Source organism: uncultured Allobosea sp. (genome assembly GCF_945957345.1).
Classification (GTDB): Bacteria; Pseudomonadota; Alphaproteobacteria; order Rhizobiales; family Beijerinckiaceae; genus Allobosea.
In genome coordinates, this window is the sequence record NZ_CAMFKW010000074.1 from 1 (window position 1) to 16,375 (window position 16,375).

At 67.0% G+C, this 16,375-nt stretch carries 17 protein-coding genes; 16 read left to right on the top strand and 1 reads right to left on the bottom strand.

The genetic code is table 11. The features are described 5' to 3' along the window. A partial coding sequence (locus tag Q0Q36_RS23385; RefSeq protein WP_293801950.1) for a HAMP domain-containing protein occupies nucleotides 1-1,006 on the bottom strand: 1,006 nt, incomplete at its 3' end. Nucleotides 1,007-1,369: 363 nt separating this feature from the next. Between Q0Q36_RS23385 and hslV the strand changes: the two genes are divergently transcribed. The 16 genes from hslV to Q0Q36_RS23465 form a co-directional block, all read left to right on the top strand. Then, the gene (gene hslV / locus Q0Q36_RS23390; protein ID WP_291656294.1) at nucleotides 1,370-1,939 is read left to right on the top strand and encodes an ATP-dependent protease subunit HslV; all 570 of its coding nucleotides are present in this window, start codon (nucleotides 1,370-1,372) and stop codon (nucleotides 1,937-1,939) included. 41 nt (nucleotides 1,940-1,980) lie between these two features. Continuing rightward, a complete protein-coding gene (gene hslU / locus Q0Q36_RS23395) occupies nucleotides 1,981-3,291 on the top strand; it encodes an ATP-dependent protease ATPase subunit HslU (RefSeq protein ID WP_293801953.1) in 1,311 nt (436 codons plus the stop codon). Beyond that, a complete protein-coding gene (gene murJ, locus Q0Q36_RS23400) occupies nucleotides 3,291-4,862 on the top strand; it encodes a murein biosynthesis integral membrane protein MurJ (RefSeq protein ID WP_293801955.1) in 1,572 nt (523 codons plus the stop codon). The genes hslU and murJ overlap by 1 nt, the downstream gene beginning before the upstream one ends. 46 nt (nucleotides 4,863-4,908) lie before the next feature. Continuing rightward, nucleotides 4,909-5,970, top strand: a complete 1,062-nt coding sequence (gene trpS / locus Q0Q36_RS23405; protein WP_293801957.1) for a tryptophan--tRNA ligase — start codon at nucleotides 4,909-4,911, stop codon at nucleotides 5,968-5,970. An 82-nt stretch (nucleotides 5,971-6,052) separates the two neighbouring features. Next, nucleotides 6,053-6,547 carry a universal stress protein gene (locus Q0Q36_RS23410; protein WP_265057057.1) on the top strand — a complete coding sequence of 165 codons (495 nt, stop codon included), beginning with the start codon at nucleotides 6,053-6,055 and terminating at the stop codon, nucleotides 6,545-6,547. Between the two features lie 103 nt (nucleotides 6,548-6,650). After that, complete coding sequence (locus Q0Q36_RS23415) at nucleotides 6,651-7,211, top strand: NifU family protein (protein WP_173043174.1); 561 nt, start codon at nucleotides 6,651-6,653, stop codon at nucleotides 7,209-7,211. Between the two features lie 57 nt (nucleotides 7,212-7,268). Further along, the gene (tsaB, locus tag Q0Q36_RS23420; protein ID WP_293801962.1) at nucleotides 7,269-7,955 is read left to right on the top strand and encodes a tRNA (adenosine(37)-N6)-threonylcarbamoyltransferase complex dimerization subunit type 1 TsaB; all 687 of its coding nucleotides are present in this window, start codon (nucleotides 7,269-7,271) and stop codon (nucleotides 7,953-7,955) included. 104 nt (nucleotides 7,956-8,059) lie between these two features. Then, entirely contained in the window at nucleotides 8,060-8,506 is a 447-nt protein-coding gene (locus Q0Q36_RS23425; RefSeq protein ID WP_293801964.1) for a GNAT family N-acetyltransferase, read from the top strand. An 82-nt stretch (nucleotides 8,507-8,588) separates the two neighbouring features. Further along, nucleotides 8,589-9,389: a 1-acyl-sn-glycerol-3-phosphate acyltransferase gene (locus Q0Q36_RS23430; RefSeq protein WP_293801966.1), complete on the top strand. Its 801-nt coding sequence runs from the start codon at nucleotides 8,589-8,591 to the stop codon at nucleotides 9,387-9,389. Nucleotides 9,390-9,495: 106 nt separating this feature from the next. Next, a complete protein-coding gene (gene miaB, locus Q0Q36_RS23435) occupies nucleotides 9,496-10,866 on the top strand; it encodes a tRNA (N6-isopentenyl adenosine(37)-C2)-methylthiotransferase MiaB (protein ID WP_293801968.1) in 1,371 nt (456 codons plus the stop codon). Between the two features lie 249 nt (nucleotides 10,867-11,115). Next, the gene (locus Q0Q36_RS23440) at nucleotides 11,116-12,222 is read left to right on the top strand and encodes a PhoH family protein (RefSeq protein ID WP_265060461.1); all 1,107 of its coding nucleotides are present in this window, start codon (nucleotides 11,116-11,118) and stop codon (nucleotides 12,220-12,222) included. Beyond that, on the top strand, nucleotides 12,219-12,791 hold the full coding sequence (gene ybeY, locus Q0Q36_RS23445; protein ID WP_293801970.1) for an rRNA maturation RNase YbeY: 573 nt from the start codon (nucleotides 12,219-12,221) through the stop codon (nucleotides 12,789-12,791). The genes Q0Q36_RS23440 and ybeY overlap by 4 nt, the downstream gene beginning before the upstream one ends. A gap of 12 nt (nucleotides 12,792-12,803) precedes the next feature. Beyond that, nucleotides 12,804-13,793 (top strand): hemolysin family protein, encoded by a 990-nt coding sequence (locus Q0Q36_RS23450; protein WP_293801972.1) that lies wholly within the window; start codon nucleotides 12,804-12,806, stop codon nucleotides 13,791-13,793. After that, nucleotides 13,793-15,388, top strand: a complete 1,596-nt coding sequence (gene lnt, locus Q0Q36_RS23455; RefSeq protein ID WP_293801974.1) for an apolipoprotein N-acyltransferase — start codon at nucleotides 13,793-13,795, stop codon at nucleotides 15,386-15,388. Before Q0Q36_RS23450 ends, lnt begins: the two co-directional genes overlap by 1 nt. Nucleotides 15,389-15,505: 117 nt before the next feature. Next, nucleotides 15,506-15,919 carry a helix-turn-helix transcriptional regulator gene (locus Q0Q36_RS23460; RefSeq protein WP_293801976.1) on the top strand — a complete coding sequence of 138 codons (414 nt, stop codon included), beginning with the start codon at nucleotides 15,506-15,508 and terminating at the stop codon, nucleotides 15,917-15,919. Between the two features lie 155 nt (nucleotides 15,920-16,074). Then, a partial coding sequence (locus Q0Q36_RS23465; protein ID WP_293801978.1) for an S-adenosylmethionine synthetase N-terminal domain-containing protein occupies nucleotides 16,075-16,375 on the top strand: 301 nt, incomplete at its 3' end.

Here is a 16,375-nt window from a genome sequence, read left to right on the forward strand (position 1 = left end):
CCCCGGCGAACTCCGTCGTTGCGCCGTCGACAACCGCGTTGATCTCGTTGATGCCGGCGACCAGCCGCTGCATCTGCTCGTCGGCATCGTCGATCTGCAGGCGGGCGGAGAAATCGCCGGCCGCAGCGGCCGCGACGACCTCGCCGACATCCGAGACCACGGCTTCCATCGACTGCGCCCGCGCGAGCCGCGCGGCCGCGGAGGCGCGCTCCTGCTCTTGCAGGAGGGCAACCTGCTCGGTGCTCTCGCGCAGCACGGAGACCGCACGCGCCATGGCGCCGATCTCGTCGGGCCGGTCGGAATGCGGGACGTCGATACGGGTGTCGCCGGCGGTCAGCTTCTCCATGACCTGGCTCAGGTCGAGGATCGGGCGGGTGATCGAGCGCTGCGCGAAGACGAGCGCGACACCGACGGACACCAGCAGCGTCGCCAGCAGCACGACCGGCAGCAGCCACTGGATCTGGCGGGTGAAGGCGGTCGCTTCCTCGCCGATCTCGATGCCGGCTTTCTCGACACGCTGACTGAAGCTGATCAGCAGATCGTTCAGGGCCTTGCGATTGGCGCGGTTGGCCTCGTTATTGCCCTGCTCGTTGGCGGCCGCAGGCGAGACCTCGCGCCCGAGACGGGCGGTTTCGGCCCGGAAGACGATGAACTCGTCGACCGCCTTGCCGATCTGGTCGACGAGCGCGCGTTCTTCCGGCGGAGCAATCTTCTGCAGGTCGGCGGTGAGCTTGCGCAGCGTGGGGAAGCGGTCCTCGATGCCCTTGGCATAGGTCGCGGTTTCCTGCGGCGCCTTCGACATGTAGACGCCGCGCGATTCCATCACCACGGCCGTGACCACGCCATTGATGCGCTGGGTCAGCAGCGCGACATTACCCTGGATTTCGGAGCGCGTGTTCAGGTCGTCGGCTCGATGCAGGCCGTAGATGCTGATGATCGCCGACAGGATGGCACCGCCGGCGACGATGGCCAGCATGGCGAGAATTTTCAGGCGGATGGATTTCATGAATGGCGCCCCAGGCGGCTTCCCGACAATGGAAGCCGTTCTAAGCCCTGACCTTTGGGCGTTAATGATAAAAAACTGCTTAAAAGCTTAAGGTCGAACAAATATGCTTTTCTGCTGAGAATGTCCTACGGCAGGGGCAAGGACTCGCGCGCTATAGGCAGATAATCATCGCTGATATGGTTGAATGTGAATTGCGAAAGCTGAATTCAACTTCAAGTGAAGATCGCGCCTCAAGCCTGGGTTGCATGTTCCATTATCGCACCTTCGGAAGGTGGCATGCCAGCTCCCCCCTTGATAGACCGGCCTCGCCTGAACATGTTTGGCGTCATCCGTCGCCCTGTCTCGATCCCGGTTCATCATCTCATGTCTGAAAACAGCAATGCCCCCGTGATGCACGCCACCACCATCCTGATGGTGCGCAAAGGCGGGCGCGTCGTCATCGGCGGCGACGGCCAGGTCTCGCTCGGCCAGACCATCATGAAGGGCAACGCCCGCAAGGTTCGCCGCCTCGCCAAGGGCGATGTGATCGCGGGCTTCGCGGGCGCGACTGCCGATGCCTTCACCCTGTTCGAGCGACTCGAGAAAAAGCTCGAGCAGTACCCGACCCAGTTGCTGCGCGCCTGCGTCGAGCTTGCGAAGGACTGGCGCACCGATCGTTACCTGCGCCGGCTGGAGGCGATGCTGCTCGTCGCGGACAAGGAGGTTTCGCTATTGATCTCCGGAACCGGCGACGTGCTGGAGCCGGAAGCGAGCGAGCACGGCGCGGTGATGGCGATCGGCTCCGGCGGCAACTACGCGCTCTCGGCGGCGCGTGCCCTGATCGATGTCGAGCCCGATGCCGAGGCGATCGTGCGCAAGGCGATGAAGATCGCCGGCGACATCTGCGTCTACACCAATCATTCGCTCGTCATCGAGACGCTTGAGGCGGCCTGATCCTCGCAGCCGTCGTCATTTCATCCGGATACAGCACCGCAATGACCAGCTTTTCCCCCCGCGAGATCGTCTCGGAGCTCGACCGTTTCATCGTCGGCCAGAAGGACGCCAAGCGCGCCGTCGCCATCGCCCTGCGCAACCGCTGGCGCCGCCAGCAGCTCGAAGGGCCGCTGCGCGAGGAGGTCTCGCCGAAGAACATCCTGATGATCGGGCCGACCGGCTGCGGCAAGACGGAGATCGCGCGGCGCCTCGCCAAGCTTGCAAACGCGCCTTTCCTCAAGGTCGAGGCAACCAAGTTCACCGAGGTCGGCTATGTCGGCCGCGATGTCGAATCGATCGTGCGTGATCTTCTCGAAGTCGCGATCGCGCTGGTGCGCGAGAGCCGGCGCAAGGATGTCCAGGCCAAGGCGCATGTCGCGGCCGAGGAGCGCGTGCTCGATGCCCTCGTCGGCGCCAATTCCAGCCAGGCGACCCGCGATTCCTTTCGCCGCAAGCTGCGCGCCAACGAGCTCGACGACAAGGAGATCGAGGTCGAGATGGCTGCCGGCGCCGGCACGGGTGCGCCGATGTTCGAGGTTCCCGGCATGCCCGGCGCTTCGATCGGCGCGATCAACCTCTCCGACATGCTCGGCAAGGCCTTCGGCCAGAAGGGCAAACCCAAGCGCGTCCTGGTCAAGGACGCCTACCAGCCGCTGCTGGCCGAGGAGAGCGACAAGCTGATCGACCAGGACGCGATCATCCAGGCCGCGATCCGCGAGGTCGAGGAAAACGGCATCGTCTTCCTCGACGAGATCGACAAGATCTGCGCCCGCGAGGGCAAGGGCGGCGCTGACGTCTCGCGCGAAGGTGTGCAGCGCGACCTGCTGCCGCTGATCGAAGGCACGACGGTCGCGACCAAGCACGGCGCCGTGAAGAGCGACCATATCCTCTTCATCGCGTCGGGTGCTTTCCATGTCTCGCGGCCTTCCGACCTGCTGCCGGAATTGCAGGGTCGCTTGCCGATCCGCGTCGAGCTCAACCCGCTCGACATCGAGGATTTCAAGCGCATTCTGACCGAGACGGAAGCGAGCCTGATCAAGCAGTCCGTCGCGTTGATGGCGACCGAGGAGGTCTCCGTCACCTTCACGTCCGACGCGATCGACGCCATCGCCCGCATCGCCGTCGAGGTGAATTCGACGGTCGAGAATATCGGCGCCCGCCGGCTCCAGACCGTGATCGAGCGCATTCTGGACGAGATCTCCTTCACCGCGCCAGACCGCTCCGGCGAGGCCGTGACGATCGATGCGGCCTATGTCGAGGCCCGCATCGGCGACCTCGCCAAGAACGCAGACCTGAGCCGGTTCATCCTCTGATGGAGAAGCCGGCGGCATCGGCGCCGGAATCCTCCCGTCTCGCACGCGATTCTGCCGTCGTCGGAGCGGCCACGATTGCCTCGCGCCTGCTCGGTTTCGCCCGTGATGTCCTGATCGCGCGGCTGCTCGGCGGTGGGCCGGTGGCCGATGCTTTCCTCGCCGCTCTGCGTCTGCCCAACCTCGTGCGGCGCGTGCTCGGCGAGGGCGGGCTCAATGCGCCCTTCGTGCCGCTCTACCTCGCGATCAAGGGCGAGCGCGGCGAAACGGCAGCGCGCGGCTTCGCGGGGGAGGCGGCCGGACAGATCGGCCTGTTGCTGCTGGTGCTGGTCGGCCTGGGCGAGTTGTCCGCGCCCTGGCTCGTGCTCGGCCTTGCCGGGGGCTTCGCCGATGCGCCCGAAACCCTGGCTCTGGCGGCGTCCTACACGCGGCTGATGCTGCCTTTCCTGTTCCTGACGACGCTCGCCGCCATGTTGGCGGCGCTGCTCAATGCCGAGAAACGCTTCACGGTCGCCGCGCTAGCCCCGGCGCTGATGAACGCCATCCTGCTCGTCGTGCTCCTGCTGCTGCATGCGAAGGGCGTGCAGCCCGAGACCGGCGCGCGCTGGCTTGCGCTCTCCACCAGCCTGACCGGTCTCGCCCATCTCGTCATGATCCTCGTGGCGCTGCGCGGCCCCGGCTTGCCGCGCCCCAGCCTGGGCTGGTCGCCGGACATGACGCGGCTCGTCCGAACGGGTGGCGCGACCTTGCTCGCAGCTTCCGCCGCCCAGCTCGTCTTGCTGGTGGCGACGCAGATCGCCTCGACCGGCTCGGGCGCCGTCGCCGCGCTCTACTATGCCGACCGCGTCTTCCAGCTCCCGCTCGGCTTCGTCGGCGTGGCGATGGGCACCGTCGTGCTCTCCGACATGGCGCTGGCGGCGAACCGTGAGGGTCCCGACGCCATGCTCGGTCAGGCGCTGGCGCTGGGTCTCGCGCTCGCCCTGCCCGCCGCGACGGCGCTCGTCGCGCTGGCCGAGCCGATCGTCTCGGCGCTGTTCGAATATGGCCGCTTCGATGCCGCCGATCGCGCTCGGACCGCCGCAGCGCTCGCCGCCTTCGGCTACGGCCTGCCCTTTGCCATCGCCGCCAAGGTCTTCGGGCAGGTCTATTTCGCCCGCCGCGCACCACGCCTGCCGCTCGTCTCCGGCGGCCTCGCCGTGCTGGTTGCTGCCCTTATCGGCTTCTGCCTGGCGGATGAGGGCAATGCGGCCGGGATGGCGGCGCTCGCCGCGACCTTCGCGTTCATGGCGCAGGCCTGCCTGCTTGGTGGGATGCTGCTGCGCGATGGCATCTGGCGCCCGAGTATCGGCAGCGTGCGGCCGATCGCCGCCAGCCTTGCCGCGAGTGCGATCATGCTGGCCGCTCTGGAGCTGCTGTTGCGCTTGCTGGCCGGTCCGCTGACTTTCGATCAGCCTGCCTTGCACCGGGTCGGCGCGCTCTGCCTGCTCTGCTTGGGAGGGCTCGCGAGCTATGGCGCGGCGGGCTGGCTGCTGGGCGCCTTCGGCGCTCTCCCCTTGCGCAAGCGGCGGGGTTGAGCCAGAAGCGCCGCTTCCCTTCTCCATCGTGACGACGGAGTGCCCAATGTCGGGTTTTCATCAGCGCGTATTCTCAGGCATGCAGCCCACCTCGACGCTGCATCTCGGCAACTATCTGGGCGCGCTGACCAACTGGGTCGCGATGCAGGATACGCATGAATGCATCTATTGCGTCGTCGACATGCACGCGATCACGCAAGGGCTCGACGTCTGGGGCGGCCCGAAGGTGCTGACGGGCGCGATTCGCGAGGTTGCGGCCGCTTACATCGCCGCCGGCGTCGACCCGAAGAAGAGCATCATTTTCAACCAGAGCCAGGTTCCTGGCCATGCCGAACTGGCCTGGGTCTTCAACACGGTCGCCCGGCTCGGCTGGCTGAATCGCATGACGCAGTTCAAGGAGAAGGCCGGCAAGGACCGCGAGAACGCCTCGGTCGGGCTCTACGATTACCCGGTGCTGATGGCGGCCGACATCCTGCTCTACAAGGCGACGCATGTTCCGGTCGGCGAGGACCAGAAGCAGCATCTCGAGCTGACCCGCGACATCGCCCAGAAGTTCAACAACGACTTCGCGGAGCGGATCGCCGAACTGGGGCTCGGCACGGGCGACCAGGGCTATTTCCCGTTGTCGGAGCCGATCATCATAGGCCCGGCGCAGCGCGTGATGAGCCTGCGCGACGGCACCAAGAAGATGTCGAAATCGGACGCCTCCGATTATTCGCGCATCAACCTGACCGATGATGCCGAGGCGATCGCCCAGAAGATCCGCAAGGCCAAGACCGATCCCGAGGCGCTTCCCTCCGAGGAGAAGGGCCTGGAAGGCCGGCCCGAGGCGGAAAACCTCGTCGGCATCTATGCCGGCCTGTCCGGCACGTCGAAGGACGCGGTGCTCAAGCAGTTCGGCGGCGGCCAGTTCTCCGGCTTCAAGGCGGCGCTGGTCGATCTCGCGGTCGAGAAGCTCGCGCCCATCGCCGGCGAGATGCGCCGCCTGCTGGCCGATCCCAGCCATATCGACGCGATCCTCGGCGAGGGCGCGGCCCGCGCCGATGCGATCGCGGCGCCGATCATGCGTGAGGTCAAGGACATCGTCGGCTTCGTGCGCCGCCGTTAGGCCGGATTTCCGGGGATGGGCTTGCGCCGGGATGCCGGTGCGGGTCACCATGCCCGTCCCTGAAGCGGCGGCAGGACAGTTCATGGTCAAGAGACGGCGGTCCTACGAGACAGGCCATCGCCCGAAATTCCTCGCCGTCGTCGATGGCAGCGAGGAATGCGCCAAGGCGATTCGCTTCGCCGCACGCCGCTGCGCCCGCGTCGGTGCCTCCATCGTCCTGCTCGGCGTCGCCACCCTTCCCGAGCACGAGACCTGGCTCGGCGTCGGCGAAGTCATGCAGGCGGAAGCAGAGGCCGAGGCCGAGAAGCGCCTCGAAGCGGCGGCTGCAGCCGTGCGGACCTTGGCCGGGCTCGAACCGGAGACGGTCGTGCGCGTCGGCAACAAGGCCGACGAGCTCGTCAAGCTGATCGAGGAGGACGAGGACATCTCGTTGCTTGTGCTGGCGGCCGGTACGAGCAGCAAGGGACCCGGCCCGCTCGTCAGCGCGCTTGCCGGCAAGTCCTCGGCGAGCTTCCCGATCCCCGTCGCCATCGTCCCGGGCCATCTGGAGGACGAGGAGATCGACGCCCTCGCCTGAGGGCGCCCCGCTGCGATGCCATGCCGCTGGAATGATTCCAGCCGGCGGCCTATATCGGAGCCAGGAACGGCGACCTTGAATCGCCGGTACCGGAGGCAAGTCCATGTTCATCCAGACCGAAGCCACGCCGAATCCGGCGACACTGAAGTTTCTCCCCGGCCGGGCCGTCATGCCCGACGGCACGCTCGACCTGCGCGACGTCACCGATGCCGAGCGCTCCCCGCTGGCGCAGCGCCTGTTCGGCGTTTCCGGTGTTTCCGGCGTCTTCCTCGGCTCCGATTTCATCACCGTCACCAAGTCGGACGGCGAATGGCCGCATCTGAAGCCCGCGATCCTCGGCGCGATCATGGAGCATTTCATGTCGGGCGCCCCGGTCCTGGCGGCCGGCTCGGCGGCCGATGTGATCGAGGAGGGCGAGTTCTTCGACCCCGCGGATGCGCAGACCGTCGAGACGATCAAGGACCTGCTCGAAACCCGCATCCGCCCGGCGGTCGCTGGCGATGGCGGCGACATCACCTTCCGGGGCTATCGCGACGGCACGGTCTATCTGGCGATGAAGGGTTCCTGCTCGGGCTGCCCCTCTTCCACCGCGACGCTGAAGCACGGCATCCAGAACCTGCTGCGCCACTTCCTGCCGGATGTGCGCGAAGTCGAAGCCGTCTGAGAGAGCTGCGGGAATTTTTGTGACGATGAGCGCGGCCTTTCGCGGAATGACATCCTGATGCGCATTCTCGCGATCGATACCGCGCTCGGCGCCTGCTCGGCCTGCGTGCTGGATACGGCCGACATGGTGAAGCCCCTGGCGATCGAGCAGATCGCGATGGATCGCGGCCATGCCGAGGCGCTGATGCCGCTGGTCGAGCGGGTCATGAAGGACATCGAGGGCGGCTTCGGTTCGCTCTCGCGCGTCGCTGTTACCGTGGGTCCCGGCAGCTATACCGGCTTGCGCGTCGGCGTCAGCGCCGCTCGCGCCATCGCCTTCGCCGCCGGCATCCCGGCGGTCGGCGTCACCACGGTCGCCGCCTTCGCCGCGCCCCTCATCGGGCGCGAATCGGGCCGCGTCATTGCCGCCGCGCTCGATGCCAAGCATGGCCAGGTCTGGTTCCAGGCATTGACGGCCGAGGGCAAGCCGTTGGTCTCGCTCCGGCAGGTCAGCTATCGCGACGCGGCTCGCGCCATCGGCGCAGGCCCTGTCAGCCTCGTCGGCTCCTCGGCGCTCGCGGTCGCCAACGAAGCCTGGGCGATCGGCCTCGATGCGCTGGTGATCGACGATGCCAAGGCGCCCGATATAGCCTGGGTCGCCCGGCTCGGCTTCATCGCCGATCCCGAAACCGCGCCGCCCCGCCCGCTCTACCTGAAGGCGCCCGAGACGACGCCGCAGGACAAAGCCCGCCTGCCGCGCCGGTGAGCCTATCCCCCAAATGGTGGTTGCCGCTACGTCAATCCGTGCGAACAGGGGGCATGGCCTGGCTGCGCAAACTGCTTCACCCTGATTCGCCTCCGCTGCGGACGATGCGGCTCGATGCTGGCCATGCCTTGCAGGTCGCGACCCTGCATCACCAGGGCGGTTTTGCCCGCGGCTGGGAGCCGGCCGAATGCGCGGCGCTGCTCGCCGATTCGGCGGTCGCGGCCGATGGCGTCTTCAGCGGCAGCGGCAAGCATCCGGAGGGCTTCGTCATCTCCCGCAAGGCCGCCGACGAGGCGGAGATCCTGAGCATCGTGGTCGCGCCCGCCCGCCGCCGCGACGGTTTCGGCTGCGCGCTGCTCGCCGCGCATCTCGCCCGGCTGGCCGAGGACGGCGCGATCCAGGTTTTCCTCGAGGTCGAGGAGGGCAACCTGCCGGCAGAGCGGCTTTATCGTCATTTCGGCTTCCGCGAGGTCGGAAGGCGCAAGGGCTATTACCCCAAGCCGGATGGCACGCGGGCGACCGCGATCGCAATGCGGCTCGATCTTGCGTGACAAGCCGGCGCAATCGCGCCATTGACGGCACACAGATTCCCAACGAGACCGCCCTTTCGCCGATGACCGGACCCGCCTCAGCATGAACGGACTCCGCTTCGGTGCGCTCGCCCGTCTGGCGATGCTGTGCACCGGCACGCTCGGGCTCGTCCTCGCCCAGCTCGTCGTCATGCGAGTCATGCCTTCTCGGCGGGGCGCTTTGCCGCTGCGCTTCCATCGCCTGACCTGCTGGTGCCTCGGCGTTCGGCGAAAGGTCCGGGGCAATCCGCCGCCGGCCGGCACCGGGGCGCTGATCGTCGCCAACCATGTCTCCTGGCTCGATATTGGCGTGATCGGCGCCGAGCGCGAATTGGCCTTCGTCGCCAAGAGCGAGGTTGGCCAATGGCCGGTGGTCGGCTTCCTCGCCAATCTCCAGCGTACGCTCTATATTGACCGGGAGCGCCGTAGTGCCACCGCAGGGATGGCTGCCACGATGGGCGCGCGCATCGCCAATGGCGAGGAGGTCGTCCTTTTCGCCGAGGGCACGACCGGTGACGGCACCCGCATCCTGCCTTTCCGCTCCTCCCTGCTTGGCGCCGCGCATCAGGCGATGGGCGACGCCACGGCCGATGTGACGGTCTTTCCCCTGACGATCACCTATACCGGCTGGCAGGGTCTGCCGGGCGGGCGCCTCGGCCGAGCGGCCCTTGCCTGGTATGGCGATACCGAGCTCTGGCCGCATCTGAAGCATGTGCTGGAATGCGGCGCGATCGATGCCGAACTGGTCTGGGGTGAACCGATCGTGATGGGACGCGCGACCTCGCGCAAGGAAGCGACGCGGCTGGCCGAAGCCTCGGTCCGCGCGGCGCGTCGCCGGGCCGTCACCGGCCGCGCGGAGGAATGACGCAGGCTGGTCCGCTGCTTGCTTGTCCTGCACCTGCGCCCCGCGGCCGTTCCCAAGGCGGCCGATCCGCAGTAAAGGATGCGTTTTGGAGACCCGATCCGCCCCGATGAAGAAAGTCCATATCAAGTCCTTCGGCTGCCAGATGAACGTCTATGACGGGCAGCGCATGGCCGACATCCTGAGCCATCAGGGCTATGAGGAGACGGCCACGCCGGAGGGTGCGGATCTTATCCTGCTCAACACCTGCCATATCCGCGACCGCGCGGTGCAGAAGGTCTATACCGAGCTCGGCAAGCTCCGCGACATCAAGAAGGCGCAAGGCGCCGAGGGCCAGGAGACGAAGATCGTCGTCGCCGGCTGCGTCGCGCAGGCCGAGGGAGGCGAGATCCAGCGCCGCCAGCCCGCCGTCGATCTGGTGGTCGGGCCGCAGGCCTATCACCGCCTGCCCGAGCTTCTGGCCGAGGCGGGCAAGCGCCGCGTCGTCGATACCGACCTGCCGGTCGAGGACAAGTTCGGCTTCCTCCCCGCGCCGAAGCGTCAAGCGATTCTGGCGCGCGGCGTCTCGGCCTTCGTCACCGTGCAGGAAGGCTGCGACAAGTTCTGCGCCTTCTGCGTCGTGCCCTATACCCGCGGCGCCGAGTTCTCGCGCCCGGTTTCGCAGATCATGGCCGAGGTCGAGCGCCTCGCCGAAGCCGGCGTGCGCGACGTCACCCTGATCGGCCAGAACGTCAATGCCTACCACGGCGAAGGGCCGGAGGGTGCCGTCTGGAGTCTGGCGCGCCTGATGCATCGCGTTGCCGAAGTGCCCGGCATCGCCCGCATCCGTTATACCACCAGCCACCCCAGAGACATGGATGACGATCTGATCGCCGCCCATCGCGACTTGGCCGCCGTCATGCCTTTCCTGCATCTGCCTGTGCAGGCGGGCTCGGACCGCATCCTCGCGGCGATGAACCGCAAGCATACCGGTGACGAGTATCGCCGCCTGATCGGGCGCATCCGGAATGCCCGGCCCGATATCGCTCTGTCGTCGGATTTCATCGTCGGCTTCCCCGGCGAGACCGATGCCGATTTCGAGGACACGATCCGCCTCGTCGACGAGATCGGCTTCGCCTCCAGCTATTCCTTCAACTATTCGCCGCGCCCCGGCACGCCGGCCGCCGACCTCGAAGCGCAGGTCCCCCGCGAGCTGATGAACGAGCGGCTCTACCGTCTGCAGGAGCGCATCGAGCATCACCGCCAGGCCTTCAACCGGGCCATGGTCGGACGGACGGTGGATGTCCTGCTCGAAAGGCCTGGACGCTATCCCGGACAGCTTGCCGGCAAGTCGCCCTATCTGCAGGCTGTGCAGATCGAGAGCGACGCGAATCAGATCGGCGATATCGTGCGGGTGGTGATCGAGAAGACGAGCACGAATTCCCTGTTCGGCCGGCTGGCGGAGCCGGGCGAGACCGATGGAAAGGGCCTGGCCGCTTGAGCGCGACCAGCTTCATTCCCATTTGCCAGGGACGGGCGCCGGCCTGTCATCAGGCTGAGATTGTTGCGTCCGGTTATGCTGCGAGACGACCCGGCCGGGCGCTCATGCCCGGCTGGAACAGGCGCCGGGAACGGACCATCCGCCACCCCGGCCTGAAGCGAGGCGACGCATTTGGCACAGGCTGATTCGACGCAAAGACCCGACCGGAACCCGCGGCGCGATCTCGCGCCCGCCCGCCCCGAGGGCGGTGTGCGCGAAAGCGTGGGCCGCGAAGGGCTTTCGGCGACGGAGGTCGTGCTCTCCTTCGACGACAACCGCCTCGCGAGCCTGGTCTTCGGTCAGTACGACCAGAACCTCGCGCATCTCGAGCGCCGTCTCGGCGTCGTGGTCAGCCCCAACGGCAACCACGTCACCGTCAAGGGCGCCCGCGAGACGGCCGAGCAGGCCGGGCGCGTGCTGAAGACGCTCTATGCTCGCGCCAAGGCCGGCGCACCCGTCACGCTGGGCGAAGTCGACGGGGCGATCGAGGAAAGCAACGTCCAGCGCTCGCTCTTCCCGACCGCGGATGCCGGCAAGACCTCCTTCGACGCGGTCGTGACGCGCAAGCGCGGGCCGGTCCGGGCGCGCAATGCCGCGCAGGACGCCTATCTGCGCCAGCTCAAGCGCCATGAGCTCGTGCTCGCCGAAGGCCCGGCCGGCACCGGCAAGACCTGGCTCGCGGTCGGTCACGCCGTCTCGCTGATCGAGCAGGGCGTGGTCGAGCGCATGATCCTGTCGCGCCCGGCCGTCGAAGCCGGCGAGCGGCTCGGCTTCCTGCCCGGCGACATGCGCGAGAAGGTCGATCCCTATCTGCGCCCGATCTACGACGCGCTGAACGACTTCATGGAGGCGCGCCATGTCGAGCGCGGCCTGCAGACCGGCATGATCGAGATCGCGCCGCTCGCCTTCATGCGCGGGCGCACCCTCTCCAATGCGGTCGTGCTGCTCGACGAAGCGCAGAACGCGACCTCGATGCAGATGAAGATGTTCCTCACCCGTCTGGGCGAGGGCTCGCGCATGATCATCACCGGCGATCCCTCGCAGATCGACCTGCCGCCGGGCCAGCGTTCCGGCCTGGTCGAGGCCGTGAAGCTGCTCAAGGACGTCGAGGGCGTCGGCTATGCCCGCTTCGAGGAAGGCGATGTCGTAAGGCATGAACTGGTGCGACGCATCGTCATGGCCTATGAGAGCGCGGCGCGCCATGAGCGTGCGGAGCGGGAAGAGCGCTTGCGCAATCCCGAAACGCCCCCGGATCTCAACCGGGAAGGCGACAGCGAAGGGCTGAAGCGGATGTTGGCGCGGGAGCGGCCGCGATGAACGATCGACCTCGCGGGCGGCGCTCGGCGCCGCCACCCGAGAAGACGTCTCCCGAGATCCAACTCGACGTCAGAGCGCAATCGCGCCGCTGGCACGAGCTCGGTAAATTGCCCAGCCTGCGCGCGCTGCTGAACGAGGCGCTCGAGGCCGGCATCGCGGTATCCCCGCGCAAGCCCATGCCCGGCGCCGAGCTCAGCCTGCTGCTGACCGACGACAAGCGCATCCGCATCGTCAACCGCGATTGGCGCGGCTTCGACAAGGCTACGAACGTGCTGTCCTTCCCGGCCGCTCCCCCGGAGCGCGTCGCGAAAAGCCCGCTGCTCGGCGATATCGTTATCGCCTATGAGACGGTGCTGCGCGAGGCCGAGGCCGAATCCAAGAGTGTGACGGATCATCTCCGCCATCTTGCCATCCACGGCCTGCTTCATCTCCTCGGCGAAGACCACGAGACCGAGGCCGAGGCGCGCCGCATGGAAGCGCTCGAAGTCGAGGCTCTTGCCCGCCTCGGCGTGTCCGACCCCTATGCCGGTGCCGAGCTCGTCACGGCGCCCGCCCCTTCTTCCGTATAAGCCCCCACGATCATGAGCGACGACAGTCGACAATCCCAGAACGAAACCGCCGGCCGTGGCTTGGGCCACTGGCTCGGCCAGTTCCTCGACCGCCTTGGCCTGCGCGGCGGCGGCACGGCCCGCGAGGAAATCGTCGAGGCCCTGGCCGAGGAGAATGGCGAGCTTGCCGACATCTCCGTCCAGGAACGGGCGATGCTCAGCAATGTGCTGAGCCTGCGCGAGCGTCGCGTCGGCGACGTGATGATCCCGCGGGCCGATATCGTCGCTGTTCCGGCCGAGGCGACGCTGGACGAATTGCTCGCTCATTTCCGCATCGCCGGCCATTCGCGCCTGCCAGTCTTCGACGATACGCTCGATGATCCCCGCGGCATGGTCCATATCCGCGATTTCCTCGAATATATCGCCGAGAAGGCCCGGCCTGGTGAAAACGGGCCGCCGGACGAGAATGGCAAGCTCGCGATTCCGCATACGCTTTCGGCCGTCGATCTCGCGACGCGGCTCTCGGAGACGAAGCTGCTGCGTCCCGTGCTCTATGTTCCGCCCTCGATGCCGGCCGTCGACCTGCTCGTCCGCATGCAGTCGACTCGCACCCATATCGCGCTGGTCATCGACGAATATGGCGGGACGGACGGCCTGGTCTCGATCGAGGACCTGATCGAGATCGTCGTCGGCGATATCGAGGACGAGCATGATCTCGAGGAGACGCCGATCGTCCCGGCCGGCGAGAACCGCTTCACGGCAGATGCTCGCGCGACGCTGGCCGAGCTCAAGGCCGCGACCGGCGTCGATCTCTCCGGCAACGAGGTCGCCGACGACATCGACACGCTGGGCGGCCTGATCGTGACGTTGGCGGGCCGCGTGCCGGCCCAGGGCGAAACCGTGAAGGGGCCGGACGGGCTGAGCTTCGAGATCCTCGATTCCGACCAGCGCCGCGTGAAGCGCCTGACCATCCATTGCCATAACGAGCCCGTGCCCGAAGAACCGGCGATGGAGCCGGGTTGATGGGCCTGACAGGGGTCGCGGAGGCCGTCATCCTGGGTTGGGGCTGGCGGAAGCGCCTGATTGCGCTGATCGCCGGTGCGAGCGGAGCGCTCGCCTTGCCGCCACTCGATCTCTGGCCGCTGATCGTCGTGCCCATGACCATCGCGGTCTGGCTGATCGACGGCGCCGTCGGCACCAGTGTCTGGCGCCGGTTCCGGGCCGGTTTCGCGGTGGGATGGTGGTGGGGCTTCGGCTTCTTCCTCGCTGGGCTCTGGTGGCTCGGCGCCGCCTTCCTCGTCGAGGCTGACAAGTTCGCCTGGGCGATGCCGCTTGGCGTCGTCGCCTTGCCGGCCTTTCTCGCCATCTTTCCGGCCAGTGCCTTCGGCGTCGCGCGGCTGATCTGGCCGAAGGGCGCCGGGCGCATCCTCGTGCTCGCCGCGATGCTCGCGATCAGCGAATGGCTGCGCGGCCACGTCCTGACCGGCTTCCCCTGGAACCTCTACGGCATGATGCTGGCGGGCGAGATCCACCTCGCGCAATTCGCCTCGCTCGTCGGACTCTACGGGCTGACCCTGTTCGCGGTGGCGATCGGCGCGGCGCCGGCCGTGCTTGGAACGGCGCGGACTGCGGCGGGGCGCTATGGGCCGCCGCTGTTGGCGTTGGCGATGCTGGCCGGCTTCTTCGCCTTCGGATTCTGGCGCGTGCCGGCCACGCCTGCGCCGCTCGTCGCGGGGGTGAAGCTCAGGCTGATGCAGCCCAACCTGCCGCAAGATGCCAAATTCAACGGCCGCAATGGCGAAGCGATCCTCAACAATTACCTGGCGTTGAGCGACCGCGCGACCAGCCCGACCACGCCCGGTCTTCAGGGCATCACGCATCTGATCTGGCCGGAATCGGCGTTTCCCTTCCTGCTCGGCCGCACGCCCGGCGCCTTGTCGCGCATCGGCGCGGTGCTTCCGCCGGACGTGACGCTGATCACCGGCGCGGCGCGGGCCGGCGAGATGTTGCCGGGCGAAAGCCGGCCGCCGATCTACAACGCGATCCAGGTGGTCAATGACGAGGGCGTCATCGTCGCCAGCTACGACAAGGTCCACCTCGTTCCCTTCGGCGAATATCTGCCGCCATTCCTCGACACGCTGATCCGCGGCGTCGGCCTCTCCCAGTTCGTCTCGATCCCCGGCGGCTTCGCCTCGGGCAACACGCGGACGCCGCTGGCGATCAAGGGTCTGCCGACGGCCGCGCCTCTGATCTGCTACGAGGCGGTGTTCCCCGGCGATGTCGCGGCACGGGGCCCGCGCGCCGGCTTCTTCCTGAACCTGACCAATGACGGCTGGTTCGGCCAGACCAGCGGCCCTTATCAGCATTTCGCGCAGGCGCGGCTGCGCAGCATCGAGGAAGGCCTGCCGCTGGTCCGCGTTGCCAATACCGGAATTTCCGCAGTGGTCGACGCCTATGGCCGGACGGTGGCGAGCCTGCCGCTCGGCGTGGAAGGCGTGCTCGATTCAGGCCTGCCGCGCGCCGGCTCCGTCACGCTCTATGCGCGGGCCGGAGACCTGGTTTTCGCCGGCCTGCTGCTCCTATTCCTGGCGTTTTCCCGTTTCCAAATGCGGAAATGATACCAAGTGGAACTTTTTCTATGGACCACCCGACAAGCGTATAATACATGACGGCTACCGCGCGCCGACCAGGATGGCGGCTCCTGGTCATGACACTGATGCCTAAGCAGGTGAATCATGATCAAGAAGGTCCCCAATCCGATCGACAAACATGTCGGCAGCCGCGTCCGCATGCGGCGTATGTTGGCGGGCGTCAGCCAGGAAAAGCTGGGTGAGGCGCTCGGACTGACGTTCCAGCAGGTCCAGAAATACGAGAAGGGCTCCAACCGCATCAGCGCGAGCCGCCTGCAGCAGATCGCCAAGATGCTGGACGTGCCCGTGTCCTTCTTCTTCGACGGCGCTCCGACCGGCGACATGCCCGAGCCCGGCTTCGCCGATTCCGCTGCGACGACCTATATTTCCGAGTTCCTCGCCACCAGCGAAGGCGTGCAGCTCACGAAGGCCTTCACGCGGATCAAGAGCGGTCGCGTGCGCCGGCGCATCATCGACCTCGTCGAGGCCCTGGCCGAGGAAGACGCCGGAACGGCGTGATATCGCACTCGTTTCGTTCGATGTGACGAACGATCCTCCCGATAAGCGGATTTTTGCGCTTGACGGCGAACGCGTCCGCTGCAATGACGGACCGTTCATTGGCTGGCGCGGCTGTGCCGGCCTTTTCCATGTGCCGATTCAGGGAATCCCCGACCGTGTCACGCCAGAATTACCTGTTCACCAGCGAGTCCGTTTCGGAAGGGCATCCCGACAAGGTCTGCGATCGCATCTCCGACGAGATCGTCGATCTGTTCTTCAAGGAAGCGGTGAAGGCCGGTTATGAGCCCGCCAAGGTTCGCGTCGCCGCCGAGACGCTGGCGACCACCAACCGCGTCGTCATCGCCGGCGAGGTCCGCACTCATCTCGACGAGAAGCAGATCAAGTCGAAGGTGAAGTCGGCCGCCCGCAAGGCGATCCGCAACATCGGCTACGAGCAGGACGGCTTCCACTGGAAGA

Bases quoted from the DNA above. Each gene is read 5' to 3' on its own strand.
- hslV (WP_291656294.1), top strand. From the start codon at position 1,370: ATGTCTGAAAACAGCAATGCCCCCGTGATGCACGCCACCACCATCCTG.
- hslU (WP_293801953.1), top strand. From the start codon at position 1,981: ATGACCAGCTTTTCCCCCCGCGAGATCGTCTCGGAGCTCGACCGTTTC.
- murJ (WP_293801955.1), top strand. From the start codon at position 3,291: ATGGAGAAGCCGGCGGCATCGGCGCCGGAATCCTCCCGTCTCGCACGC.
- trpS (WP_293801957.1), top strand. From the start codon at position 4,909: ATGTCGGGTTTTCATCAGCGCGTATTCTCAGGCATGCAGCCCACCTCG.
- Q0Q36_RS23410 (WP_265057057.1), top strand. From the start codon at position 6,053: ATGGTCAAGAGACGGCGGTCCTACGAGACAGGCCATCGCCCGAAATTC.
- Q0Q36_RS23415 (WP_173043174.1), top strand. From the start codon at position 6,651: ATGTTCATCCAGACCGAAGCCACGCCGAATCCGGCGACACTGAAGTTT.
- tsaB (WP_293801962.1), top strand. From the start codon at position 7,269: ATGCGCATTCTCGCGATCGATACCGCGCTCGGCGCCTGCTCGGCCTGC.
- Q0Q36_RS23425 (WP_293801964.1), top strand. From the start codon at position 8,060: ATGCGGCTCGATGCTGGCCATGCCTTGCAGGTCGCGACCCTGCATCAC.
- Q0Q36_RS23430 (WP_293801966.1), top strand. From the start codon at position 8,589: ATGAACGGACTCCGCTTCGGTGCGCTCGCCCGTCTGGCGATGCTGTGC.
- miaB (WP_293801968.1), top strand. From the start codon at position 9,496: ATGAAGAAAGTCCATATCAAGTCCTTCGGCTGCCAGATGAACGTCTAT.
- ybeY (WP_293801970.1), top strand. From the start codon at position 12,219: ATGAACGATCGACCTCGCGGGCGGCGCTCGGCGCCGCCACCCGAGAAG.
- Q0Q36_RS23450 (WP_293801972.1), top strand. From the start codon at position 12,804: ATGAGCGACGACAGTCGACAATCCCAGAACGAAACCGCCGGCCGTGGC.
- lnt (WP_293801974.1), top strand. From the start codon at position 13,793: ATGGGCCTGACAGGGGTCGCGGAGGCCGTCATCCTGGGTTGGGGCTGG.
- Q0Q36_RS23460 (WP_293801976.1), top strand. From the start codon at position 15,506: ATGATCAAGAAGGTCCCCAATCCGATCGACAAACATGTCGGCAGCCGC.